At 65.7% G+C, this 24,905-nt stretch carries 21 protein-coding genes, 1 tRNA gene and 1 riboswitch; all 22 genes read right to left on the reverse strand.

Features of this window, described 5'->3' with window-relative positions; all coding sequences use genetic code 11:
• Positions 1-94 precede the first annotated feature (94 nt).
• Positions 95-323, reverse strand: a riboswitch (cobalamin riboswitch).
• Positions 324-347: 24 nt separating this feature from the next.
• Positions 348-423 (reverse strand) — tRNA-Ala (locus tag P7228_RS02620).
• A gap of 88 nt (positions 424-511) precedes the next feature.
• On the reverse strand, positions 512-1,516 hold the full coding sequence (locus P7228_RS02625) for a hypothetical protein (RefSeq protein WP_278016670.1): 1,005 nt from the start codon (positions 1,514-1,516) through the stop codon (positions 512-514).
• 192 nt (positions 1,517-1,708) lie between these two features.
• Positions 1,709-2,452 carry a Bax inhibitor-1/YccA family protein gene (locus P7228_RS02630; RefSeq protein WP_278016671.1) on the reverse strand — a complete coding sequence of 248 codons (744 nt, stop codon included), beginning with the start codon at positions 2,450-2,452 and terminating at the stop codon, positions 1,709-1,711.
• Positions 2,453-2,561: 109 nt separating this feature from the next.
• On the reverse strand, positions 2,562-3,374 hold the full coding sequence (locus tag P7228_RS02635) for a pyrroline-5-carboxylate reductase family protein (RefSeq protein ID WP_278016672.1): 813 nt from the start codon (positions 3,372-3,374) through the stop codon (positions 2,562-2,564).
• A gap of 31 nt (positions 3,375-3,405) precedes the next feature.
• Positions 3,406-3,912 (reverse strand): type III secretion system chaperone family protein, encoded by a 507-nt coding sequence (locus tag P7228_RS02640; RefSeq protein ID WP_278016673.1) that lies wholly within the window; start codon positions 3,910-3,912, stop codon positions 3,406-3,408.
• A 141-nt stretch (positions 3,913-4,053) separates the two neighbouring features.
• Positions 4,054-5,709, reverse strand: a complete 1,656-nt coding sequence (locus P7228_RS02645) for an SPOR domain-containing protein (protein ID WP_278016674.1) — start codon at positions 5,707-5,709, stop codon at positions 4,054-4,056.
• Positions 5,710-5,855: 146 nt separating this feature from the next.
• Positions 5,856-7,616 carry a cell division protein FtsZ gene (gene ftsZ, locus P7228_RS02650; protein ID WP_278016675.1) on the reverse strand — a complete coding sequence of 587 codons (1,761 nt, stop codon included), beginning with the start codon at positions 7,614-7,616 and terminating at the stop codon, positions 5,856-5,858.
• 155 nt (positions 7,617-7,771) lie between these two features.
• The gene (gene ftsA / locus P7228_RS02655; RefSeq protein WP_278016676.1) at positions 7,772-9,064 is read right to left on the reverse strand and encodes a cell division protein FtsA; all 1,293 of its coding nucleotides are present in this window, start codon (positions 9,062-9,064) and stop codon (positions 7,772-7,774) included.
• Entirely contained in the window at positions 9,064-9,972 is a 909-nt protein-coding gene (locus P7228_RS02660) for a cell division protein FtsQ/DivIB (RefSeq protein ID WP_278016677.1), read from the reverse strand. The genes ftsA and P7228_RS02660 overlap by 1 nt, the downstream gene beginning before the upstream one ends.
• Positions 9,959-10,948 carry a D-alanine--D-alanine ligase gene (locus P7228_RS02665; protein WP_278016678.1) on the reverse strand — a complete coding sequence of 330 codons (990 nt, stop codon included), beginning with the start codon at positions 10,946-10,948 and terminating at the stop codon, positions 9,959-9,961. The genes P7228_RS02660 and P7228_RS02665 overlap by 14 nt, the downstream gene beginning before the upstream one ends.
• Positions 10,949-10,958: 10 nt before the next feature.
• Complete coding sequence (gene murB / locus P7228_RS02670) at positions 10,959-11,837, reverse strand: UDP-N-acetylmuramate dehydrogenase (RefSeq protein ID WP_430732510.1); 879 nt, start codon at positions 11,835-11,837, stop codon at positions 10,959-10,961.
• 89 nt (positions 11,838-11,926) lie between these two features.
• Positions 11,927-13,348, reverse strand: a complete 1,422-nt coding sequence (gene murC / locus P7228_RS02675) for a UDP-N-acetylmuramate--L-alanine ligase (protein WP_278016680.1) — start codon at positions 13,346-13,348, stop codon at positions 11,927-11,929.
• Positions 13,345-14,568, reverse strand: a complete 1,224-nt coding sequence (murG, locus tag P7228_RS02680; RefSeq protein ID WP_278016681.1) for an undecaprenyldiphospho-muramoylpentapeptide beta-N-acetylglucosaminyltransferase — start codon at positions 14,566-14,568, stop codon at positions 13,345-13,347. Before murG ends, murC begins: the two co-directional genes overlap by 4 nt.
• Complete coding sequence (locus P7228_RS02685; protein WP_278016682.1) at positions 14,565-15,791, reverse strand: FtsW/RodA/SpoVE family cell cycle protein; 1,227 nt, start codon at positions 15,789-15,791, stop codon at positions 14,565-14,567. Before P7228_RS02685 ends, murG begins: the two co-directional genes overlap by 4 nt.
• Positions 15,788-17,161, reverse strand: a complete 1,374-nt coding sequence (murD, locus tag P7228_RS02690; RefSeq protein ID WP_278016683.1) for a UDP-N-acetylmuramoyl-L-alanine--D-glutamate ligase — start codon at positions 17,159-17,161, stop codon at positions 15,788-15,790. The genes P7228_RS02685 and murD overlap by 4 nt, the downstream gene beginning before the upstream one ends.
• A 7-nt stretch (positions 17,162-17,168) precedes the next feature.
• Complete coding sequence (mraY, locus tag P7228_RS02695; RefSeq protein WP_278016684.1) at positions 17,169-18,239, reverse strand: phospho-N-acetylmuramoyl-pentapeptide-transferase; 1,071 nt, start codon at positions 18,237-18,239, stop codon at positions 17,169-17,171.
• Positions 18,240-18,255: 16 nt separating this feature from the next.
• Complete coding sequence (locus P7228_RS02700; protein ID WP_278016685.1) at positions 18,256-19,710, reverse strand: UDP-N-acetylmuramoyl-tripeptide--D-alanyl-D-alanine ligase; 1,455 nt, start codon at positions 19,708-19,710, stop codon at positions 18,256-18,258.
• Positions 19,710-21,197: a UDP-N-acetylmuramoyl-L-alanyl-D-glutamate--2,6-diaminopimelate ligase gene (locus P7228_RS02705; protein ID WP_278016686.1), complete on the reverse strand. Its 1,488-nt coding sequence runs from the start codon at positions 21,195-21,197 to the stop codon at positions 19,710-19,712. Before P7228_RS02705 ends, P7228_RS02700 begins: the two co-directional genes overlap by 1 nt.
• Entirely contained in the window at positions 21,194-22,912 is a 1,719-nt protein-coding gene (locus P7228_RS02710) for a peptidoglycan D,D-transpeptidase FtsI family protein (RefSeq protein ID WP_278016687.1), read from the reverse strand. Before P7228_RS02710 ends, P7228_RS02705 begins: the two co-directional genes overlap by 4 nt.
• Positions 22,909-23,442: a hypothetical protein gene (locus P7228_RS02715; protein WP_278016688.1), complete on the reverse strand. Its 534-nt coding sequence runs from the start codon at positions 23,440-23,442 to the stop codon at positions 22,909-22,911. The genes P7228_RS02710 and P7228_RS02715 overlap by 4 nt, the downstream gene beginning before the upstream one ends.
• Positions 23,439-24,386 carry a 16S rRNA (cytosine(1402)-N(4))-methyltransferase RsmH gene (gene rsmH, locus P7228_RS02720; protein ID WP_278016689.1) on the reverse strand — a complete coding sequence of 316 codons (948 nt, stop codon included), beginning with the start codon at positions 24,384-24,386 and terminating at the stop codon, positions 23,439-23,441. Before rsmH ends, P7228_RS02715 begins: the two co-directional genes overlap by 4 nt.
• On the reverse strand, positions 24,383-24,868 hold the full coding sequence (locus tag P7228_RS02725) for a division/cell wall cluster transcriptional repressor MraZ (RefSeq protein ID WP_278016690.1): 486 nt from the start codon (positions 24,866-24,868) through the stop codon (positions 24,383-24,385). Before P7228_RS02725 ends, rsmH begins: the two co-directional genes overlap by 4 nt.
• Positions 24,869-24,905 lie beyond the last annotated feature (37 nt).

The following is a 24,905-nucleotide window of genomic DNA, read 5'->3' on the forward strand; positions in this document are numbered from 1 at the left end:
TGCGGGCGCGCGCATCCCCCCTCCCCAAGAGCGGTCCAACCGCTGGTCGTCGCTCAGACGAAAGGTTCCGCGCCTGGCCAATCCCTGAGCCGGGCAAGAGCGACGCGCTCCGGTCGGTCTCCTGGCTCGCGGGTAGTCGCGCCGCGGATCGCCTTCCCGGTTCGAACCAGTGGCTGCGCCATCGAGATGGTCGCGTGATCCGTGCGCTCGCCGCTTACAGTTGCAGGGACAGCTGCGGAATTGGGTGAAACCTCACCCGCACCGCATTCCCGTTACCGGCTCGCGAGCGGGGGATTAGCGGGGCTGAATCCCGCTTACAAGAAGATTACCAATATTGATGGCTAACCTGGTGGAGCCGAGGGGGATCGAACCCCTGACCTCGTCATTGCGAACGACGCGCTCTCCCATCTGAGCTACGGCCCCGTTCAGGTTTCACGACGCCGCAGTCGAGACGCGGCGAGCGCGCCGTTTAGCGAAAAGCCCGGCGCGCTGCCAAGTCAAAACTGCAGGCTCAGTCCTGCCCGCCACCGTCTGGTTTGGCTGGTGCCTGGACGACCGGCTGGGAGACGAACTGCGGCTGGGAGCCGGTGGTCGCGTCGGGGGCGGCATTGTCAATGGCTGCAACGGCCGCGCCTTCGGCGCCTGTTCCGGACTGGTACCTGATCGCCGGCTGGGTCCCGAGATCGATCGGCGTCACGACGGTCGTCGAGCTGCTCGGCGCGCTGGCAGTCGGGCCATAGGTCGTCCCGGTGGCGGTGCTGGCCGGCGGGGAATAGGACTGGATCGCCGGGGCAGTCGCCGTCGAGCCGTAGCCGGCATCCATCGTCGACGAGCTGGGTGTTGTCATGGCGCCATATGTCGCAACCGTACTGACCGTCTGCGGCGGGCCATATTGCGCATTCCATGCCGCCAGGTTGACCCGGTACTGCTCATAGGAACGGAAGAAGTTCTCGAACACCGCTTCCATCCGCGGGAGTGCGGACGCGGCGAACGTGCCAAGCTGGCCCGGGGCCACCTGTACCGCGTCGTGGCTCACCGCCAGGGCAACATCGCAGAAATTGCCCAGTGCGGGCGGTAACGCGAAGTAGTTGTAGACCTGCGTCATGTAGGCGTCCTGCACGTCGCGGTAGCCCGATCCATGCTTGGAGCGGAATTCCTTCTGCAACGCCGTATTGGTCGAGGACAGCTCGCGCGAATGCGCCTTGAGCAAGGTCTTGTAGTTCTCGACCAGCATCGCGTGCTCGATCCGCAGGCAGTTCAGCGCCGCAACGTTGAGGCCGCTGCGCAGGTTCCAGAGGCGCTGCGACTCGCTGAGGTTGGCATTGACCGTCTGGCGCACTCCGTCGGTCCCCATCTGCGGAATGGTCATGAATTCGACCGCCCCCAATGGCGGGCGCGGCTTGGCCGGGATCACCACGGGCGGAGGCGGCGGTGGTGGCGGCGGAGGTGGTGGAGGTGGCGGTGTCGCGCAACCAGCAAGCGCCGCGATCCCCAGCGCCACAGTCACAATTTTCAATCCGGCCTTGTTAGCCACTCCCATCGACACAACCCTTCCCTTTTTGGCATTGCTTGTAAAATGCGCTCATCAGCCTTGCCCTAGGCTGAAGCAATCTGCCTAACGGCCATTATCGACAAAGAAAATGCCCGGACTGCAACAGCAGCCCGGGCATCGACGAGATGACTCGTACTTGCGATTATCCGCGTGGGATCACTCGCGCGAACCCATGAACCGCAGCAGGAACAGGAACATGTTGATGAAGTCGAGGTAGAGGCTCAGCGCGCCAAGCACGATCGCCTTCCCTGCGAACTCCGTCCCGCGGTAGTAGGTGTATTCCGCCTTCAGCCGCTGCGTATCATAGGCGGTGAGGCCAGCGAAGATCAGCACGCCGAGGAAGCTGATGACCAGCGACATCGTGCTCGAGCCAAGGAAGATGTTGATCACGCTGGCGATAATCAGGCCGATCACGCCCATGATCAGGAAGCTGCCCCAGCCGGACAGATCCTTCTTCGTGGTATAGCCGAACAGGCTGAGGCCCGCGAAGGCACCCGCCGTCGCGAAGAAGGTCGCAGCGATGCTTTCACCCGTGTAGACGAGGAAGATCGTCGACAGCGACAGGCCCATCAGGACGGCAAAGCCCCAGAACATCGCCTGCAGCGTCGCCTTGCTGAATTTGTTGCGGCCAAAGCTCATCGCGAAGACGATGGCGAGCGGCGAAAGCGCCACCAGCCACATCAGCGGCCCGGATGCGAAGGTCAATGCGAGACCCGAGCGTGCCGTGAGCAGCGCGACAACGCCAGTCAGCAGGATGCCCGAGGTCATGTAGTTGTAGATCGAGAGCATGTGCTTGCGCAGGCCCTCGTCGAAGGTCACGCCAGAGGCGAGCTCGCCGCCGGTGCGTGGCACCGACCCGAAACCCTGCTGCGTGCGCTGCTGTTCGTTCCAATCAGCCATCGAGATCATATCTCCAAAATGCGGGCGCAATTCGCGCGCCCATTGCCGCCAATATCGGGGTGAATTGCACGATTTTCAAGCGAAACCGGGTTGCAAAGCGCGCAACAGGTTAACGCGATGCCGTGGCGTTAGCGGCCAATTCGTCACCCTTGGCAGCAGTCGCCTGCAAAGTCTCGTTCAACAGGTTTATCAGGGCGTTATCAGCGTCGAGAACGTTAAGCCCTTCGCGCGTCATTCCCCCTGGACTGGCAACCCGATCGGCCAACTCGCCGGGGGATATGTCGGCTGCGGCGGCCAGCGCCGACGCCCCTTCGACCATTGCCATCGCGAGATCGTCGGCCAGGCCCTGATCGAGCCCCAATTGGTGGCCGGCTGCGGCGAGCGCATCGATGAAGCGATAGACGAACCCCGGTCCCGAACCGGCGAGCGCGGTCGCGAGGTTGAACTTGCTTTCGTCGTCGAGCCACAGCGCCGTGCCGAGCTTGTCGTACAGCGCCAACGCCGCATCGCTCGCCGCTGGCTCCAGCCCGCTTTGCGCCATGATGATCGGCGACTTGCCGATCCGCGCGGCGAGGTTGGGCATCACCCGCACATGGGCGTCCGCCCCCGGGAATGCCGCGCGCAACATCGCCAGATCGATCCCGGCGAGCAGCGAGAAAACCGTCACCCCCGGGCCCGTCAGGTCCTGGAAACGCGGGCCAAGCTCGCCCAGCTGTTGTGGCTTGAACCCGAGCAGGACGCAATCGTGGTCGCTGTCCGCCGGCGGCTCGCGGTGCAACTTCACCCCCTCAGGCGCAGCACCGAGGGCCGGGTCGAGCACTTCGAAACGCGCCGGATCCTCTCCTGCCGCAAGCCAACCGGCGAGCATCGCCCCGCCCATGTTGCCGCAGCCGATGAGAAGCAGTTTTTCGAAATGCGCCATGAGGTCCTTTCCCGCCTACCGGGCCTGAGGACTAGGCTTCCCCGGCGGCATCCACAAGCGCGCTGTCGAGCGCGGCGCGGGGGCTCTTGTCGCCCCACAGCACGAACTGGAAGGCCGGATAGAAGCGGTCGCATTCGTCGATCGCGGTCTCGACCAGCGCCTGCGCCTGCATGATCGACAGCAGACCATCATCGCCGAGCAGGGCGCCGTGACGGTAGAGCAGGACGTCGCCGTTCGACCAGATGTCGAAATGGCCGAGCCACATCTGCTCGTTGACCAGCGAGAGCAGTTCATAGGCGTCGGTGCGCTTGTTGCTGGCGACGCGAATGTCAGGAAGGCACAGCAACTGCAGGACATTGTCCTCGCTGCGCCAGATGCCGCGCAACTGGTACTTGGCCCAGCTGCCCTGCACTTCGCCGCTCACTTCATCGTCGGAAACGATCTCGCACGGCCATCCGCGCGCTTCGAACAGCGCTGCGAGCATATCGACCGGAGCGGCATCATCGTCGGAGGCCAGTTCCTGTTCGCGCGGTCTCATCGGTTCGGGTCGCCCTTTATCATTGCAGGCTGGATGCAATGCGGCATGGGGGTAAGGCAATGGCGGCAGCGCGAGCGGCTGGGGAGAACCGATTTCGCTTGTTCAAAGCTTGTGTAAAATTATCGGTGTAGAAATCTTAACCTATTGTAATAGGGTAATTTCTTCACCCTCTGGGCTGGTATAGGTGAAACTGTCGAGCCCCTGCTCCTTCAGCGCCTTTACCATTTCGCGGGCCTTCTCTGGCGATGCGACCGGTCCGGCAAGTAATCGGTTCGCCTGACCCCACGGGGTTACATAAGGCTTGAAGCTGCCGAGAAGGTCGGGCGCCTTGCGCGAAATCCGCCGCCAGTCGAACTTCAGCGCGCCGAGATCCTTGCCGGTTGCCACCTGCACCCATGCGCGGCTGGGATGAACCGGTGCCTTGGGCTTGGGCGGTTCGGGTGGCTTCTCGCGCTTCACGTCGATCGCGGTGATGTCGACCGCGCCGGTGGCGCCGCCGGGCGGCGTTACGTTGCTCGCGGCAAGATCGCCAAAGGCATCGGCCACGCTCGGCGCTGGTTCGGCCGCCGGAGGCAGGGCTTGCGGCCGAGGTGGAGATTGCGCCTGCGCCGTCGCTGCCAGGTCGAAGGTCGAAATAGAGGGCGTGGCGACAACTTCCTTTGCGGCAGCTTCCTTCACGACAGGCTCTTCCACGACTGGGCTCGCAACGATGGGATCGGCCACGGGAGGCGGCGGTGCGGCACGCGGCGCTGCTGCGGGAGGCGTGGAAACAGGGGGTGCGGCAACAGGCGGAGTGGTGGTCTGGTCGCGCGCGACCGAGGCAAGCCGACTGCCCGATCGTTCGGCAGCGCCGGGGATCTTCCGGCGCTTGGAAGAATCGGCATCGGGCCTTGCCGCTTCGGAGCCCAGCGGTGCGCCCGCAGGTGCAAGCTTGGCCCCGGCATTGCGCGCGGCACTGCTTGCCGAGTTGGCATATTGGGCGATGCGCGGGTCGTCGCGCCCGATCTGCGCCGCATTCGGAAAGATGCCGAGGTTTGCCGCGGCGGCCTGCTGCGCCTTGGTCAGGCGCGGCATGTAGTCGAGATAGGGGGCAATACGGCTCGAGAGATCGCGCGGCATCACGGCATCGGCGATGTCGCGCGCCTCCTTCGCGTCGCCGAGGATCGCGAGGCCGAAGGCACGCGTGCGGTAGGCGGCGTAGTCGCGCTGCAGCAGCAGCGGGCGCAGGCTCGATTCAAACCCTTCGCGATCGCCCGCAATCGCCTGGCTCAGCGCGAGACGACGGCTGACCTCGGGATTGCCGCCCCTGGCCAATGCCGCGCGATAGCTCACCTGCGCTTCCTGGTTGTTCCCCACGAGATCGTAGGCCAGCCCGCGTTCGGGCAGCACGGCGTCGACCGAGGCCCCCGCCTGCTCGGCCTCGGCGAACAACCGCAAGGCATCGACCGGCCGGTCAGAGCGGAGCAGGACCGCCGCCATGCCCATCTTGACCGATCCGCTGGTCGGCGAAAGCTCCTGCGCGCGTCCGAAAAAACCCATCGCCGCGTCGAGATCGCCCAACGCCAGTGCCGCATTGCCCGCATCGATCAGCGCCCCGAGATCGCGCGAATTGCTTGCAAGCCGCCGGAGCGCGCCATTGAGCCGTGCGACATCGGGCGACGGCAGGGCCTGAACGACCTCACGCGAGCTTGTCGACTGCTGCGCCTGAACGGGCAGCGTCGTGCCTGCCAGTAGCAAGGCCAGTGCAATGAAAGCGTTCTGGAAGCCGGTTTTCGGCATTATCGCGGTGTCGACCATCCTAAGCGCTGCAATAATCGGAATCGAGGCATCAGGCTAGCAATAGGCTGCTGAACGGGTGTCGAACGGGCAGATCGCAGTGAACCGGCGAGCGCGAAGTGAATCGGAAGGGGCAACCAGTCCGGCCGCCCCGTCCAGTTCAGCGATTACTGGTTGTTCTGGCGTCCGAGGAAGCGGGGGATCGACAGCGAGCCGCCGTCATCGTCATCCTCATCCTCGTCATCATCCGATTCCGTTGCGCTCGTCCCGCGCGAGAGATTGGCCATGCGTTCGAACAGGGTGCTACCCCCCGCCGCCGCGCCGCCGCCGCCAGCACCGCCAGCAGCGCCGCCGGCCCCATCGGCCTCGCCACCACCACCGCCGCCGCCGAGCAGGCTCCGCCTGCGGCTGCCGCCGAGCTGCGGCTGGATCGGTTCTTCCTCTTCCTCGGGCGTTGTGCCGCCAAGCAGGTCGCCGGTGTCGGCGGTGCCCATGTCGGCAGTCAGGTCGAGCGGTTGCTCCTCTTCGGCGGCGTCGCCATAGCCTCCTTCGCCGGGCGTGCCGAAGCCCGCGTCATCGGCGGGTTCGGGCAGGCCGACAGCGGGGTCGGCGTAGGGATCGTTCTGCGCATTGCGCAGCCCGGCAAGCGGATCGACAATGCCATCGACGTCGTCGTCTTCCTCGTCGCTCTCGCCCATCTCGTCACCGGCCTGCATTCCGGTAAGGTCGAAGGGTTCGACTTCGCCCTCATCGAATTCCGGCTCCAACGCGGGTTCGGGCTCTGGCTCTGGCTCTGGCTCGGCTTCGGGCTCCATGTCGGCGCCCAGCTCGAACGGTTCGTCCTCGACCGCCGGTTCGGGAGCGGCGCTCTCCTCTTCCTGCGCATAGGAAATGATCGGGCGCTTGGGCGGGCGCGAAGCTGCCAGCGACACCGGCGCGCTGCTCGGCAAGGCGCCGCTTACGCTGGCATCGATGCCGGTCGCGACGACCGAGACGCGGATCTTGCCTTCGAGGTCGGGATTGAAGGCCGAACCCCAGATGATGTTGGCGTCTTCGTCGACCAACTCGCGAATGTGGTTCGCCGCCTCGTCAACTTCGAGCAGGCGCATGTCCTCGCCGCCGATGATCGAGATGATGACACCCTTGGCCCCGGCCATGCTGACCCCGTCGAGCAGCGGGTTGGCAATCGCGCGTTCGGCGGCTTCGAGCGCGCGGTTCTCGCCCTCGCCCTCGCCCGTACCCATCATCGCCTTGCCCATCTCGCTCATCACCGAGCGGACGTCGGCAAAGTCGAGGTTGATCAGGCCCGGCATCACCATCAGGTCGGTGATCGAGCGGACGCCCTGCTGCAGCACCTCGTCGGCGAGCATGAAGGCTTCCTTGAAGGTGGTTTCCGCCTTGGCCACGAGGAACAGGTTCTGATTGGGAATGACGATCAGCGTGTCGACGTGCTTCTGCAGCTCCTCGATCCCGGACTCGGCCGCACGCATGCGACGCGTCCCCTCGAACAGGAACGGCTTGGTCACGACGCCGACGGTCAGCACACCCTTGCGGCGTGCGGCTTCGGCGATGACCGGCGCTGCACCGGTGCCGGTGCCCCCGCCCATACCGGCAGCGATGAAGACCATGTTGACGCCTTCGAGCGCGTCTTCGATTTCGGCGACAGTCTCTTCCGCCGCAGCCTTGCCCACTTCGGGTCGCGCGCCTGCGCCCAGGCCGCCGGTGATGTCCGGACCGAGCTGGATCCGCTTTTCCGCCGCCGAGGTATTGAGCGCCTGCGCGTCGGTATTGGCGACGATGAAATCGACCCCCTCGATCTCGGCCTCGATCATGTTCGCGATCGCATTGCCACCCGCGCCACCGATCCCGACCACGGTGATCCGCGGCCTCAGGTCGTCGTCAGTTGCGGGTCCGATATTGATGCTCATCAATCAATCCTCCGGGTGCAATACACCCCACCTAATTTGTGGCACTGTGGCACAGATAGAATGCGCCGGTTATAGCGCGAAAACCCTTATCCACAGTGGTTAAGAACGTCGTCTGTAAACATTTATGCGGGCGATCCCGGTTCCGCCTCTTTATCTCAAAAATACTCGCGCAAGGCCCTGAACAGCCTGGTCACGGTTTCCGTGCCGCCATAGCGCGTGGTCGATGTGTGCCGCGGCCCGATGGCGCGAATGTCGATCGGATCGTCGACCGCGTAGAGGCATAGCCCCGCCAGCGTCGAAAATCCCGGTGTCGCATGCGCTTCGGGGAGGCCCTTGAGCGCCGGAGGGCGACCCACGCGGACCGGCATGCCCAGCGCGCCCTGCGCAAATTCGGCCAGTCCGGCCAGTTCGGCCCCGCCGCCGGTGAACACCACCTGGCCGCCGCGTGCACCGGAAAAGCCCATCGCCTTGAGCGCGCGCCCGACTTCGGTCGTCACGTGGCTGAGGTTCTGCGTCACGATCGAGACCAGCTCGGCCCGTGGAATGCGGTTCTTGTCGTCGGCTCCGCGCGCGACCGGCCCCGTCTGGTCGTCGCCCGGCCCGTTGACCGGGATCATCTCGCGGTGATCGGTCGGGCTGGCGATAGCCGAGCCCGAAACGCATTTGAGCCGCTCGGCCTGGAACCGTCTGATCCCGAACGCCGATGCGATCGCGTCGGTGATATCGGTCGAACCGACGGGTATGGCCTTCAGCCCCAGCAGCATGCCGCCGGCGTAAACCGAAACATTGGTGACTTCGCCGCCCAGCTCGACCAGCGCAACGCCCAGTTCGCGCTCTTCGGCGGTAAGGCAGGCATATCCTGCGGCGAGCGGCGAGGCGACCACCGCCTCGACCTCGAGATGGGCATTCTGGACCGCCTCGGTCAGATTTCGCACCGGCGCGCCATCGGCCAGCATCACATGGACATCGACCCCGAGCCGCTCGGCATGCAGCCCCTTGGGATTGGCGACGCCATGCGCCCCGTCGAGCGTGTAATGCGCTGGCTGCGCATGGAGCACCATGCGGCCATCGGGCCGGATTGTATCGCGCGCCGCGACCAGCAACTGCTCGATATCTTCTTCCTCGATCCGGCGACCGCCGATCTCGATCTCGACCTTGGAGACGTGGCTCGACAGGCCTGCCCCCGCACAACCGAGCCAGACGCTCTGGATCGAGGTTGCCGCGTTCTTTTCCGCACGCTCGACCGCATCGCGGATCGCGTAGGTGGCCGCCGCCATGTCGGTGATGTAGCCGCGCTTGATCCCCTGGCTGGCCCGGTGCCCGCTGCCGAGCACCTGCAACTCGCCATCTTCCCCCAGCCCCATGATCATGGCCGAGATTCGGAACGAGCCGATATTGACTGCGCCCACGATCTTGCTGATGCGCGCGTTGGATTTGGGCGGTGCCATCAGTCCGATTTGCCTCCGTCCAGGACCTGGTCCGCCCGGCCCGGGATACGCATGTAGATGCGCGGCGGCGCGCGCATGTCGAAAGTCGAAACCTTGCCGCCCAGCAGGCGGTTCTGCCCGTCGAGCCGGGCGAAGTTGATCAGTGCGGCAGCGGCCTCGTCATCGCCCTGCGGCAACGCGAGGATCTGCCTGGTCTTGAAGGTCAGGTTCCAGCGCCGGTTGCCGACCCATTCGGCCTCTATTACCTGCGGGCGGAGCGCCGGCGCCGCTTCGAGCAGCCGTTCGAGCGCGGGTACCTGGCGGCTCGCGCCGGGGCCGGAAATCACCAGCATTTTCTTTGCGGCATCCTTCGACACCGGTTCGAGCTCGACCCCATTGACATCGATCAGCATCAGCCGGTCGGGCTTTTCGAGCACGGCATGCGGCTTGCGCTCGACGATATCGACCGCCAGCGTCTGCGGCAGCTGGCGCGAGACTCGCGCATCCTCGACCCATGGCAATTCGAGCAGCTCTTCGCGCAATCCGGCCAGATCGACCTGCGGCATCGGGGTGTCGCGATAGCGCGAGAAGACGCGATCGAAGATGATCTGCTCGCCCATGCGCTGGTTGCCGCTGACGCGTAGGTGACGCACCTCGAACCCGGCATCGGAAGCGAGGCTGGAAACCTGCGCCTGCGCCATGGCCGGGACACCGGCGATGCTGGCGACGAACCACGCGAGCGCCACACCCCCGCCGAGGATCACGGCGAGGAAGATCCGATGCAATTGCTCTTCGGTAAAGGGCAGGAGCGCCATTGCCCCATCGACGAAACCGCTGGTCCGTGCCTTGGCCTTGCGCGCGGTCGAGGCGCGGCTGTTGGCCTTGGCGACGCGCCGGACACCCTTCCCTCCGCGCTTAAGCGTCGCCATCGGTGCCTCCCGTCTCGCTGGTCTTGCGCCCATGGACGCGTAGCGCCTCGGCGACGATGGCCTCGACCAGATCGGCATAGTCCATGCCTGCGTAGCGTGCCTGTTCGGGCACGAGGCTGAGCGGGGTCATGCCCGGCTGGGTATTGGTTTCAAGCACGAACAGGCCGTCTTCGCCCTGCTCGTCGTCCCAGCGGAAATCGGTCCGGCTGGTGCCCTTGCAACCCAGCACCTTGTGCGCGCGCACCGCATATTCGCAGCACAGCGCGGTGATCTCGTCCGGGATCTGCGCCGGGCAGACATGCGTGGTCTTCCCGTCGGTGTATTTGTGTTCGTAGTCGTAGAAACCCGCGTCGATAATCAGTTCGGTGACGCCCAGCGCGCGCGGGCCATCCGGTCCATCGATCACTGCCGAGGTCAGCTCGCGGCCCTTGATGAAGGGTTCGGCCAGCAGCTGCGCGAATTCCTGCCATGGCCCCGTGACATCGCGCCCGATCGGATTGCCGTAGTTGCAATCCTCTGTGACGATCGCGACCCCGACCGAGGAGCCTTCGTTGACGGGCTTGAGCACGTAAGGTCGCGCCAGCGGGTCGCGCTCGTGGAGGTCGGCGCTCTTGACGATGCGTCCGCCCGGCATGGGAATGCCCGCGGGGACGAGTTGCTGCTTGGTCAGCTCCTTGTCGATCGCGATGACCGAAGTGGCGAGGCCCGAATGGGTGTAGGGCACGCCCATCAGGTCGAGCATGCCCTGGACCGTGCCATCCTCGCCCGGGACGCCGTGCAGCGCATTGAACACGACATCGGGCGCGACCTCGGCGATGCGGGCCGCGACATTGCGGTCCATGTCGATGCGCGTCACGCGGTGCCCGCGGCTTTCGAGCGCGTCGGCCACGCCGTTGCCGCTCATCAACGAGACTTCGCGCTCATTGGCCCAACCGCCCATCAGCACGGCGACATGGAGTTTGGGAAGGCTTGTCATCCTTTGGTCCTCAAGGCCGCCCCACTCGCTGGATTTCCCATTCGAGTTCGACACCCGAATGTTCGTAGACACGGCGGCGCACCTCCTCGCCCAACCCCTCGATATCGGCGCTGGTGGCATCGCCTGTGTTGATCAGGAAATTGGTGTGCTTCTCGGACACCTGCGCGCCGCCCAGCTTGAGGCCGCGGCAGCCCGCGGCATCGACCAGCTGCCAGGCCTTTTGCCCCTCGGGATTCTTGAAGGTCGATCCGCCAGTCTTGGTCCTCAGCGGCTGCGAGTCTTCGCGCGCCTGCGCGATACGGTCCATCTCCGCGCCGATCTCCTCCGGATCGCCCGGCTGGCCCTTGAACCTTGCCGAAACCACGACCGCGCCTTCGGGCAAGGCCGAATGGCGATAGGAATATTGCAGGTCGGATGCGGGCAGCGTGATGAATTCACCATTCGGCATCATCACGTCGCAATCGATGAGGATGTCGCTGACCTCGCGTCCATAGGCCCCGCCGTTCATGCGGACGAAGCCGCCGACCGTGCCGGGAATGCCGCGCAGGAATTCGAGCCCCGCCACGCCAGCATCGCGCGCGGTCGAGGAGACCAGGATACCACTCGCCCCGCCGCCGCATTCGAGAACATTGTCGCCCAGATCGCGGACGCCGGAGAACGCCTTGCCCAGCCTGATGACGACGCCGGGCACCCCGCCGTCGCGCACGATCATGTTCGAGCCGAGGCCCAGCGCCATGATCGGCGTGCCCTCGTCGAGCCGATCGATGAACGCCTGGAGGTCGTCGAGATCGGCGGGTTCGAACAACCAGTCGGCATTGCCGCCGCTCTTGAACCAAACCAGCTTGGCGAGCGGTGCATCGCGGGTCAGCTTGCCGCGAATACCGTCCATCGAAACGATCGATTCCGCGACCCCATCGACCGCGCAGGTCGGCGCTTCGCCGCTGTCGGTGAACCACAGGTTGTCGGGCTGTTCGTCGCTCATGCCGCGCGTTCTTTCGCAATGGCATCGGCCAGACCAGCCGCCCACTTGGTGATATCCCCCGCGCCGAGGCAGACGACGATGTCACCTTCTCCAATCTCGCCTGCGAGTTGTTTGGCCAGTGCATCCTTGTCGGCAATCGTCGCGGCCGAGCGGTGCCCGCGCGACTTGAGCCCGGCGACCAGCGCTTCGGCATCCACGCCTTCGATTGGTTCCTCGCCCGCCGTGTAGACCGGCGTGACATAGACTTGGTCGGCGTCGTTGAAGCAGGACTGGAATTCTTCCATCAGGTCGCGCAGGCGGGTGTAGCGGTGCGGCTGCGCGACCGCGATCACCCTGCCCTCGCCGCTGGCCGTGGCGGATTCGCGTGCTGCACCGAGCACCGCCTTTATCTCGACCGGGTGGTGGGCGTAATCGTCGATCACCGTTGCGCCAGCAACCTCGCCGACGCGGGTGAAGCGGCGCCTCACGCCCCCGAACTGACCGAAACCCTCACGGATGACATCGTCGCTGCAGCCCATCTCGATCGCCACGGCAATCGCAGCGAGCGCGTTCTGGACATTGTGGCGGCCCGGCATCGGGAGCTTGACGCCCTCGATCCGGCGGTCCTCCTCGCCGCGTTGGCGCACAATCACGTCGAAGAGATTGCCGCCTGCATCGGGGCGCACGTTCACGCCGCAAATATCGGCCTGGAGCGAGAAGCCATAGGTAATCACGCGCCGGTCGCGCACCTGTCCGACCACCGCCTGCACCTCGGGATGGTCGATGCACAGCACCGCCGCGCCGTAGAACGGCACATTGTGGATGAACTCGACGAAGGCGCGCTTCACACCGTCGAAATCGCCGTAATGGTCGAGGTGCTCCGGGTCGATATTGGTGACAACCGCAATGGTGCCGTCGAGCCGCAGGAAGCTGCCGTCGCTTTCGTCGGCCTCGACCACCATCCAGTCGCTGTCACCAAGCCGGGCGTTCGAGCCATATTGTTCGATGATTCCGCCATTGATCACGGTCGGATCGACATGTCCGGCGTCGAGCAGTGCGGCGATCATGCTGGTCGTGGTCGTCTTGCCGTGCGTCCCCGCGATGGCGATGGTCGACTTCAGGCGCATCAGTTCGGCGAGCATTTCTGCGCGCCGCACGACCGGGATGCGGTTCTCGAGCGCATGCGCCACTTCGGGATTGCTGCGCTTCACCGCGGTCGAGGTTACCACCACCGCAGCGCCTTCGACGTTTTCCTTCTCGTGCCCGATATGGACCGAAATGCCCTGCTTGCGCAGTCGCTCGACCGTCGGGCTTTCGTTCATGTCGCTGCCCTGCACGGTGTAGCCGAGGTTGTTCATCACCTCGGCGATGCCCGACATGCCGATGCCGCCGATGCCGACGAAATGGACTACGCCGATATCGGTGGGGACGCCCCTCACTTGTGCGCCTCCCCGGCTGCGTCAAACGCCGCGCCTTGCCCGGCGGGAACGCCTTGGCTCGCACCGCGCGCATTATTCGCGCCGACCCGGATCACGTCCATCATCTCGGCCCCGCCGAAGCTCTCGACCAGGTCGGCCAGCTTCTTCGCCGCGTCGGGACGCCCGCAATTCCATGCCGCGTGCGCTGCATTGGCGAGGCTGCCCGGGTTCTGCGCCAGGGCCTGGATCTGCTTGGCCAGCTCCTTGGGGGTGAAGCGTTCCTGCCGGATCATCCGCGCGCCGCCGGCCTTGGTGATCTCGCGCGTGTTCGAGGCCTGGTGGTCGTCGGTCGCGATCGGCAGCGGGACGAGGATCGCCGGACGACCCACCGCGGTCAGTTCGGCAATCGTCGAGGCGCCCGCGCGCCCGATGAACAAGTGTGCATCGGCGAGCCGCGCTTCCATGTCTTCGAAATAGGTGCCGAGCTCGGCGGGAATGTCGTGATTGCGATAGCGTTCGCGGACCCGGTCGAGATCCTCGGGCCGGCACTGCTGGGTCACCTGCAATCGCTGGCGCAGCGCCGGCTGGAGCATGGCCAGGCCATCGGGCACCACGTCGGACAGCACGCTTGCGCCCTGGCTGCCGCCGGTCACCAGCACGCGCAGGATGCCATCCTCGGTAAAGGGCGGGAAATCCTCGTCGCGCAGCGCGAGCACTTCTGGACGCACCGGATTGCCGACCAGTTCGATCTTGGCGAGATGCTTCTCGGCCATTTGCTCGACATCGGGGTAGGCGGTCGCGATCGCCTGTACCCGCCCCGCCATCAGCCGATTGACGCGACCCAGCACCGCATTCTGTTCATGCACCACCGTCGGAATCTCGGCCGAGGTCGAGGCCAGCATCGCCGGCAATGCAGGATAACCGCCGAAGCCAACGACTGCCGAGGGCTGGAAACTTTCGAACAGGCGCAGCGCCATCTTGCGCCCCTCGAGCACCGCCCTGATCCCGCCGAACCAGCGCAGCGGGTTCTTGCCGAAGCGACCCGCGGGCAGGACATGGGCAGGCATGAAGTCGGGCTTGCCCGGAATGTTCGCCCCGCGCTCGTCGGTCACCAGCGCGACATGATGGCCGCGCCGCTCAAGCTCGGTCGCCAGCGCGAATGCCGGGATCAGGTGCCCCCCCGTGCCGCCCGCGGCCAGTACATAGTGCCGGCTCGCCCCGGTTGGTACATCGCCGCTCATGCGGTTTCCTCCTTCTGGCCCAGCATGTCGAACAGGCCCGGCGTTTCGCGCTGGAGGTAGGGGTTGCGCCGCGTAATCGCCAGCAGCAATCCGACGGTCAGGCACACCGCGATGGTGGACGATCCGCCATAGCTGACGAGCGGCAGGGTCATCCCCTTCGACGGGAACAGCTGCAGGTTGACCAGGATGTTGATGAAGGCCTGCCCCCCGATCTGAGTGACGAGGCCGGCACCGGCCAGCAGCACGAACAAATTGTCCTCGTCCACCAGCCGCAGCAGCACGCGCAGCAGGATCGCGAGGTTGAGGATGACGATGATGCCGCACACCAGCAGGCCGAACTCCTCCCCGATCACCGAGAAGATGTAGTCGGTGTGCGCTTCGGGCAGGTTCATCTTGCGGATGCCGAGCCACAATCCGCTGCCGGTCCACCCGCCCGCGAGCAGGGTCCGCTCGGCCAGGTCGACCTGGTCGAAGGCGGTGCCGCCGCCGAGGAAATCGTCGATGCGGTGGCGCGCATTGTCATAGAGGAAATAGGCGGCGGTGAGGCCGACAACGCCAACGCCGACCAGCGCACTGATACGCTGGACCGAGACGCCCGACAGCAGGATCAGCACGAACCACACCCCGCCGAACAGCAACGTGTCGCCGAGATTGGGCTGGAGCATCAGCAGGCCTGCAACCAACGCCATGATCCCCGAAGCGAAGGCGAGCACCGGCAGGTTCTGGTCACGCAGCCGCCACGACAGGATCCACGCCAGCAGGATCGCGAACCCGGGCTTGAGGAACTCGCTCGGCTGGAACCGCATGCCAAGGTTGATCCAGCGGCGCGACCCGTTCACCTCGGCCCCAATCATCGGAACCAGGAACAGCAGCGCCAGCATGCTCGCCGCCAGCACGATGCCCAGGCGCCGCGCATTCTCCTTCGAAAGTCGAGAGGCACCCACCATCACCATGATGCCAAGCGCCTGCCAGACGAGATGCTGCTTGAGGAACATGAACTCGTCGAGCCGGACCTGCGCGGTCGATAGCCGCTCGGCGCTGGCCGGCGATGCCGCGGCGACCGCGGCGGTGCCGATCGCCATCAGCAAGCCGATCAGCAGCAACAACACCTTGTCGATCTCGCGCCACCAGATCTTGAGCTCGTCCCGCCACGGGCCGCGGATGCGGTCTTCGCTGAACCGCAAGCCTTTGCGGTGCGGGATATAGGGACGCGGGTTGTTCATACCGCATCCCCTCTGGCCAACGCGTCTTGTATCTCGGCTGAAGCGCCGGTGAGAGCGGCCACCACCTGCCGGAAGAGCTCGCCGCGCTTCTCGTAATCGCGAAACTGGTCGAAGCTGGCGCAGGCCGGCGAAAGCAGGACGACATCGCCTGGGCGGGCATGCTCCATCGCCCGCTTCACCGCTTCGCTCAGCAATTCGGCGCGGGTGACGGGGACCTGCCCTTCGAGCAGTTGGGCAAAGCGCGGACCGGCCTCGCCGATGGTGTAGGCGGCAGCTATGTGGCCGATGTAGTCGCCGCATTCGCCCAGCCCGTCTTCCTTCGCCAGTCCGCCGAGGATCCAGTGAATACGCGGCGCGCCGTCGTTGATCGCCGGGTCGGGCGCATAGGCCGCCAGCGCGGGCGCGGCCGAAGCCTGGTTGGTCGCCTTGCTGTCGTTGACGTAAAGCACGCCCTTGTGCTCGGCCACCCGCTCCATCCGGTGCGGCAGGCCATTGAAGCTCGGCATCGCCGCTTCCCACTGGGCGCGGGTAAGGCCGAGTTCCTCGACCAGCGCGATCGCGGCGGCGGCATTCTCGAGATTGTGGGGGCCCTGCAGGCTGGGCCATTGCGGCTGGAGATCGGCGTAGGCTTCGAGGTCGATCAGCGCGACGCGGCCATCGGGGCGCCGCGCCTTCTCCGCTTCGTAGATTGCGCGCGTCGTGGCGTCGGTGCTGCCGAACACCGCGAATTGCGCCGCGCTCTGCATGGTAAAGAGCCGACCTTTGGAAAAGGCATAGGCCTCGAACCCGTCGTAGCGGTCGAGATGATCGGGCGTGATGTTGAGGAGCGTCGCCGCCTCGCAGGCGAGCGAGCGGGTCAGATCAATCTGGTAGCTCGACAGTTCGAGGACATACACTCCGCCACTGGGGAGCGGCTCCTGCCCGAGGATCGGAAGGCCGATGTTGCCGCCCAGCGTTGCGGCAACGCCGGCATGGCGCAGGATATGATGAACCAGCGCGGTGGTCGTGCTCTTGCCGTTGGTGCCGGTGATGCCGACCACCTGGTGCGGCGGCAGGTCGGCGCGCGCCTGCGCGAACAGCTCGATATCGCCGATCACGGGGACCCCGTATTGCGCCGCATGTCCGGCGATCGGATGGGTGTTGAGCGGTACCCCCGGCGATACGACCACGCCGTCGAACCCCGTCAGGTCGGTTTCGAGCGGGTCCGCCAGTGTCGCTCGTCCTTCGAACGGGCCACGGGTATGGTCCTGCCGATCCCACGCCAGGACTTCGGCCCCGCTGGCAAGGAGGGCTTCGACAGTGGCCGCACCGGATCGCGCGAGTCCGAGGACCGCGTATTTCTTTCCAGCGAAGGCGGCCGAGGTGATCACCTTGCCCTCACCTCAACTTCAATGTGGCGAGGCCCATCAGCGCCAGCACGATCGAGATGATCCAGAACCGGATCACGACCTTGCTCTCGCTCCAGCCAAGCTGTTCGAAATGGTGGTGGATTGGGGCCATGCGGAAGATCCGCCTGCCGGTCCGTTTGAACCAGAAGACCTGGATGATGACGCTGGCGGTCTCGGCCACGAACAGGCCGCCGACGATCAGCAGCACGATCTCGTGATGGCTCGCGACCGCCACTGCTCCCAACGCCCCACCGAGCGCGAGGCTGCCCGTGTCACCCATGAAGACCGCAGCAGGCGGAGCGTTGAACCACAGGAAGGCGAGGCCGCCGCCCATGATCGCTGCGCAGAAGATTGCGAGTTCGCCCGCGCCCGGAACATGTGGAATGCCGAGGTACGCGGAAAAGTCGGCGCGCCCGGCGAGATAGGCGATCAGCGCGAAGGTGCCTGCGGCGATGATCACCGGCATGATCGCTAGACCGTCGAGCCCGTCGGTCAGGTTCACGGCATTTCCGAAACCGACGATCAGCGTCGCCGCGAAGAGGTAGTAGAACGGCCCCAGCGGGATGGCCCGGTCGGACACGAAGGGCACGTAGAGATAGGTGTTGATCTGGCCGACGATGATCCACGCCGCGATCCCGGCGACCACGAATTCCAGCAATAGCCGGACCTTGCCCGACACGCCCTTGTGACTCGCCTTGCTGACCTTGTCGTAATCGTCGAGGAAGCCGATGATCCCGAAGCCGACGGTGACCGCAAGACAGGCCCAGACGAAGGGATTGCGCAGGTCCATCCACAGCAGCAGCGAAAACACCAGCGAGATGAGGATCATCAACCCGCCCATCGTCGGCGTACCGCGCTTGGCGAGATGCGACTGCGGTCCATCCTCGCGGATCGGCTGGCCCTTGCCCTGGCGCACACGCAACAGGTTAATGAAGCGCGGCCCGATAATCAGCCCGAAAACCAGCGCCGTCATCAGCGTCGCGCCGGCGCGAAAGGTTTGATAGCGTATGAGGTTGAATACGCCCTCGAAACCCAGCCACTCGGCAATCAGATAAAGCATTCGGTTGTCCTGGCCGTTATCCGTCGCGACCTGAGAAATGTGCCACCAGCCTGCCTAGGCCGACCGAGTTTGACCCCTTGACGAGAATGGCATCGCCGGCAGCGATACCGAATTCCTCCAGCGCCTCGATCGCCTCCACAGGAGTATCGCAATGCGCGAAGCTCCCGGGATTGCCAAGCAAAATGCCCCCCTGTTTCCCCAGTTCACGGGCGAGGTTGCGCATTTCTTCGCCGACCAGGATCGCATGGTCGACTTTGGCTTCGCATAGTGGTTCGGCCAGCTGCATGTGGAAACCGGCGGAAAAGTCCCCCAACTCCTTCATGCTGCCGAGCACCGCGACGCGGCGCGTGGCCGGTGTATGCCCCAGTTGGCGCAGGGTGGCGCGCATGCTGGCAGGGTTGGCGTTGTAGCTTTCGTCGATCAACAGCGCCTTGCCGCCGGGCGCCTCGATCGAATGGCGCGCACCGCGGCCCTTGAGCCCACCCATTTCGGCCAGCGCGAGTCCGGCCGAGCCGAGATCGCCGCCGACGGCGCGCACCGCGGCCATGACCGCGAGCGAGTTCGAAATCCAGTGCTCGCCCGGTTCGGCGACCGAATAGCACAGGCGCACATCGCCGAGGTCGGCAGTCACCAACGAGCCGCCGTTGGCACTGGGAATAGCGTCGAGCAGGCGGACGTCGGCGTGCGTGGCGCGTCCGAACGATACGACCTGCGCCTGGAGCCGCTCCGCAGCTTCCTTCAACTGTTCGAAATGCGGGCTGTCGGCCGGGATGATGGCTGCGCCGCCCGGTTCGAGCCCGCCGAAAATCTCCGCCTTGGCATCGGCGATCGCCTCCATGCTCCCAAGGTTCTCGATATGCGCCGGCGCAATGGTCGTGATGACCGCGACATGGGGCAAGACGTGCCGGGTCAAGACGTCGATCTCGCCGGCATGGTTCATGCCCATCTCGAACACGCCGAAGCGGCTGCGGGCGGGCATGCGGGCGAGGCTGAGCGGCACGCCGACATGGTTGTTGTAGCTCCGCACCGAGCGGTGCGCGGCACCGCGGCTCGAACGGTCGAGCGCGGCGAAGATCGCTTCCTTGACCCCGGTCTTGCCGACCGATCCGGTCACGCCGATACGCCTGGCGTCGGCGCGATCACGCGCCGCATGGGCGAGCGCATGGAGCGCCTTCGTCGTGTCCTCAACCAGCACATGGGGAAAGTCGACCGGGCGGTCGACCAGCGCTGCGACCGCGCCCTTCTCGAACGCCTTGGCGATGAACTTGTGACCGTCCATCGCTTCGCCGATCAGAGCCACGAATAGGTCGCCTGGACGCACGTCGCGCGAGTCCATTTCCACGCCCGAAACCTGGAAATCATGGCTGGCTGTCCCGCCGGTGGCGCTGGCGATGTCGCGCGCGCTCCACAGCGCAAGCGGCAAGGAATCGCGCGCATCGACCGGCCACGCCCGCAGCGCAGCGCTCGCCATCACTGGCGCGCTCCTTCGGCCGCGCACTGGCGTGCAACGTCCACATCGTCGAACGGCAAAACCCTCATATTTTCTCCCGACCCGATTATTTGACCTTGTTCGTGTCCCTTGCCTGCGACGAGCACGATGTCGTGCTGCCCGGCCTCCTGAATCGCTGCCGCGATTGCGGCGCGCCTGTCACCGATGTCGCGGGCGTTTTCACCCGCTCCTGCGAGGACCTGTGCGCGGATCGCGGCAGGCTCCTCGCCGCGCGGGTTGTCGTCGGTGACAATGACGACATCCGAATGTTCCGAGGCTGCGCGGCCCATCGGCTCGCGCTTGCCCTGGTCGCGGTCGCCGCCTGCGCCGAAGACCGTGATCAACCGCCCGCCCTTGGCGGCCTCGACATGCGGACGCAGCGCAGCGATCGCCGCTTCCAGCGCGTCGGGCGTATGCGCGTAATCGACATAGACCGGTGCACCACTGGCGGAGATGACCGCGCGTTCGAGCCGACCGCGGACCGGCTGCAGCCGCCCGATGGCGTCGAACACTCGCGCGGCATCGGTCCCGGTGGCCATCGCCAGCGCCGCTGCGACCAGCGCGTTGGCGACCTGGTAGGCGCCGATCAGTGGCAGCCGGATCTTGCGCGTTTCACCGGCGAATTCGATCTCGAGGTCCTGGCCCAGTTGCGTCGGGGTACGGGCGGCGAGACGAAGGAATTCGCCCCGCTCGCCCACCGTGAGCACGCGCAGCGACCGCTTTTGCGCGTGCTCGATGGCACGGCGGGACCACTCGCTATCGTCCGCGCCGTGCCAGATGATTGCCGCGGCACCTTCGTCGACGACCTCGTCGAACAGCCGCATCTTGGCCGCGAAATAATCCTCCATGTCCTTGTGATAATCGAGGTGGTCGCGGCTGAAATTGGTGAAAGCGCAGGCCGAAACCGGCACGCCCTCGTTGCGATATTGCGAGAGCCCGTGGCTCGAGGCTTCGTAGGCGACATGGGTCACGCCTTCGCGTGCAAGCCCGCTCATGTTGGACAGGAAGGTCACGATGTCGGGCGTCGTCAGGCCGGTCGAGACGCTCTCGTCCGGCGTGGTGACACCAAGCGTGCCGATCGATGCCGCGCGCTCGCCGCACATGCGCCAGATCTGCCGCGTCATCTCGACGGTCGAGGTCTTGCCGTTGGTGCCGGTGACCGCGACGATCGTTTCCGGGACCGGGGTGAAGAACTGCGCCGCGAGGTGTGCGAAGGCGCGGCGCGGCTCTTGGTCCGCTATGTGTGCCGCGCCTTCGACTGCGACCCCGGGCCTCGTCACGACAGCGATGGCGCCCGCTGCGATGGCGTCTGGAATGACCTCTTCGGCATTGAAACTCGCCCCGCGAAAGGCACCGAACACGGTACCGGGCGCAACCTTGCGATGATCGATGGCAAAACCGGTCACCTCGCCCTCGCCCCCGTTTGGAAGCGCAATCCCCGCCGCACTTGCCAGCCGACCCAGCTTCACTCCTGCGCCTCCGGGATCAGCGGCGCGATATCCGAAATGTCGACGTCACGGGTATTGTCGGGACGCACCCCAAGGATCGGCCCGATCCGCGGCACGAGCTTGCCGACGATCGGTGCGGCATTCCACGCCGCGGTACGCTGGAACGAGCTGGCGACGGTTCCACGCGGCTCGTCGAGCATGGCAATGACGACATAGCGCGGGCGGTCCATCGGAAAGGCTGCAGCAAAGGTCGAAACGAGCGACGAGCGCTTGTAGCCGCCCGCACCCGGCTTTTCCGCCGATCCGGTCTTGCCGCCGACGCGGTAGCCCGGCGCATTGGCATTGCGCCCGGTGCCGTATTTGGAGATCGCCCGCAGCAGTTGGCGCATGCGGGAGGAGGTCGAGGCCTTGAACACCCGGCGGCCGCGCGGCGCGGTGCCCGGCTCGAGCTTGCGCAGCGTGGCAGGGCGCCAGATGCCGCCATTGACCATCGCCGCATAGGCGCTGGCGAGATGGAGCGGGGTCACCGCGATGCCGTGGCCGTAGCTCACGGTCATGTTGCGCAGGCGCGGCCAGTCCTTGCCCGGCCAGATCGGATGGCCGCGCGCAGGCAGCTCGATATAGGGACGCTCGCTCATGCCCAGGTCGATCATGGTCTGGCGCAGGCGCTCCGGCCCCAGCTCGTCGGCAACTCGTGCCGTCACTGTATTCGAGGAATGGATCAGCGCCTCGGGCACGTTGAGCGAGGCGCCCAGCGGGTGGCTGTCCTTGATCGTGAACCGACCGACCTTGACCGGCTCGGCGTTCCACCGGCGTCCGAGGTCGCGTACCACGCCCGCATCGATCGCGGCTGCCATGGCGAGCGGCTTGAAAGTCGAACCGAGTTCGTACACCTGGTTGGTGACGCGGTTGAACATGTACTTCTCGCCCTGCTCGTCGATCCGGTTGGGATCGAATTCGGGCAGCGAGGCAAGCGCCAGCACTTCGCCGGTATCGACGTCGAGCACCAGTCCGGCAGCACCCATCGCGTTCACCGACAGCATGCCGCGCCGCAGCTCGTCCTCGAGCGCACCCTGCACCCTCAGATCGATCGACAGGGGGACGGGGGTCCCGCGTAGTGCGGGATCGGTGAGATGTTCGTCGAGGACCTGTTCCATTCCGACCCGGCCGTGGCCATCGGCGGCGACATAGCCAAGCACATGCGCGCCCATCGAACCTTGCGGATAGTGGCGATCCGTCTCGCGCGGCATTTCGAGCGCGAGTTCGCCGATATTCTGGACCCGGTTGGCTTCTTCGGGGAGCACCCGGCGGCGGATGTAGCCGGTGCGACCCGAAGCGAGCCGGTCGGTCAGTTCGGCCTGATCCATGGTCGGGAAGATGGCAACGAGTTCGGCAGCGACCTCTTCGGGCGATTTCACCAGCGGCGAACCTTCACCCAGCGCCTTCGGGTTGTACCACAGCGCGTAGGCAGGGAAGGCGCGCGCGAGCGGTTGGCCGTTACGGTCGGTGATCTCGCCGCGCGGCGGCAGCAGCGCTTCCTCGAGCGAGGTGCGCGACAGGGCGCGATCGGCGAAACCGAAATAGACGATGCGCAGGACTGCCGCGAGAGCGACCAGCGCGAACACACCGGCGACCCACAACACGCGCCAGCGCGCCATGGTCAACGATTGGCGACGGAACGTCACCAGTTGCACCCTGCCTGCCTGGACGGCCGCGCTGGCCGTCAACGCATTCATTCGCGCGCCTCGGCCGACAGCAGCGTGCGGGCCTGGGCGGTGCCTACCGGCGCCGCCTCGGACAGGATATCGGCAAAGGCGCCGGCGAAGTCGCTGCCGACGCTTGCCTGTTGCACCATGGCCAGCTCGACCGGCTTGCCGGTGACCGGCGAGACCATCTGCGGCCGTTCCCCGGCGTCCGGGTTGAAGTCGGCCCGTGCGACACGGATCGGCGACGGCGCGCCGGGGCCACGCGGCGAACCGAGGCTCGCCAGCTGGCGTTCGCTCTCAAGATACTGGTCGGCGCGCGGTGCCTCGTAACCGAATTCGACCGCGTTCCAGTCGGCCAGTTGCCGCTGGCTGGCGCGCGCCTGGAACTCGGTTTCGAGCTCCACTGTCTCGCGTTTCAGTTCGATGATCTCGCGTTCGGCCAGCAGCACTTCGCTCTTCACGGCATGCACCCGGAAACTCAGCCCCAGGAACAGTCCGAAGCAAGCGAGCAGCGCGGCTGCCCAACCGATCTGGCGTAGACGACTTCCGGAGATATTCATGCCGCCTCCTTTCTGGCCGGTGCTTGAGTACGGGTTGCGAACCGAAGGGTTGAGGAACGGGCACGGGGGTTACGGTCGATCTCTGCCTGCGAAGGGCGGATGGCCTTTGAGACGTGCTCGAACACGGGAGCCGCCTGCTCGATTTCGGGCAGGTGGCGCGAACCGCCGCCACGCTGCGAAGCGTCGCGGAGGAAACGTTTGACGATGCGATCTTCCAGGCTGTGGAAGCTGACCACGGCAAGGCGTCCTCCGGCGCGCAACAATTGTTCTGCTGCGCCGAGGCCGGTGCGCAGTTCGCCCAGCTCGTCATTCACATGGATCCGGATCGCCTGGAAACTGCGGGTCGCCGGATCCTTCTTGTCGGTCGGCTTGTGGCCCAGCGCCTTGCGCACCACGCGGGCGAGGTCGCCGGTGGTCTCGAGCGGGCGGGCAGCGACGATCGCCCGCGCCACGCGGCGCGACTGGCGTTCTTCGCCAAAGTCATAAAGCACGTTGGCGATCTCGTCGGCCTCCGCCGTGTTGACGAAATCGGCCGCGCTCATCCCTTCGCGGCTCATGCGCATGTCGAGGGGGCCGTCGGCGCTGAAGGCAAAGCCGCGCTCGGCCTGGTCGAGCTGCATCGAGGAGACGCCGATATCCATTGCCACGCCGTCGACCTGCGCCACGCCGGCTTCGGCGAGCGCGTCGACCATTTCCGAAAAACGCCGCGGATGGAGCACAAGGCGCGGAGGGGTGGCCCGCGCTTCGGCCCATCCGCGGCCTTCGGCAATCGCGCCCGGATCGCGATCGAATGCATGGACAGTCGCGCCGCTATCGAGCAGCGCCCGGGTATAACCGCCAGCGCCGAAAGTGGCGTCGACGATTACATCGCCTGGCTTGGGACAAAGCGCAGCGATGACTTCTTCAAGAAGGACTGGGATGTGCGGGGCGGCGGAAGAAGTCATTTCTTCTTCCCCTTGGCTTCGGCAACGAGGTTGGCGCAGGCGGCCTGCGCGCTCTCCCAATCGCTGCCCATGCCGGCCAGCACATCGGGATTCCAGATGGTGAAGAACCGGCCCGCACCCTGGAAATAGAGGCCATCCTCGACCTGGCCCAGGGTCCGCAAGTGTTCGGGCATGACGAAGCGCCCGCTGTCGTCGAAGGGGAGCTCGACGAAACCGAACAATTGCATGGCCCTGAGGTCGCGGTCGAAATCCATTTGCATGCGGATCGCGCGCTCTTCTTCGCGGTCGAGCTGGGCGTCGAGCTCTTCCTTGCGCGACAGGCCGAAGCCGACGAGACAATTCCAGCGGTCATGCTTGGCGAGGCAGAGAATCCGGCCGCCGGAGCTTTCCTTCACGGCCTTGCGGAATAGCGGAGGCAGGACGAAGCGGCTCTTATCGCCCGCGGGCGAAAATGCCTGTCCACTGTAGCCTCCGAAAGACACCTGTCGGTCTCCACCCCAATGGCCTGCCTGAAAAGCG

Source organism: Altererythrobacter sp. CAU 1644 (genome assembly GCF_029623755.1).
Classification (GTDB): Bacteria; Pseudomonadota; Alphaproteobacteria; order Sphingomonadales; family Sphingomonadaceae; genus Erythrobacter; species Erythrobacter arenosus.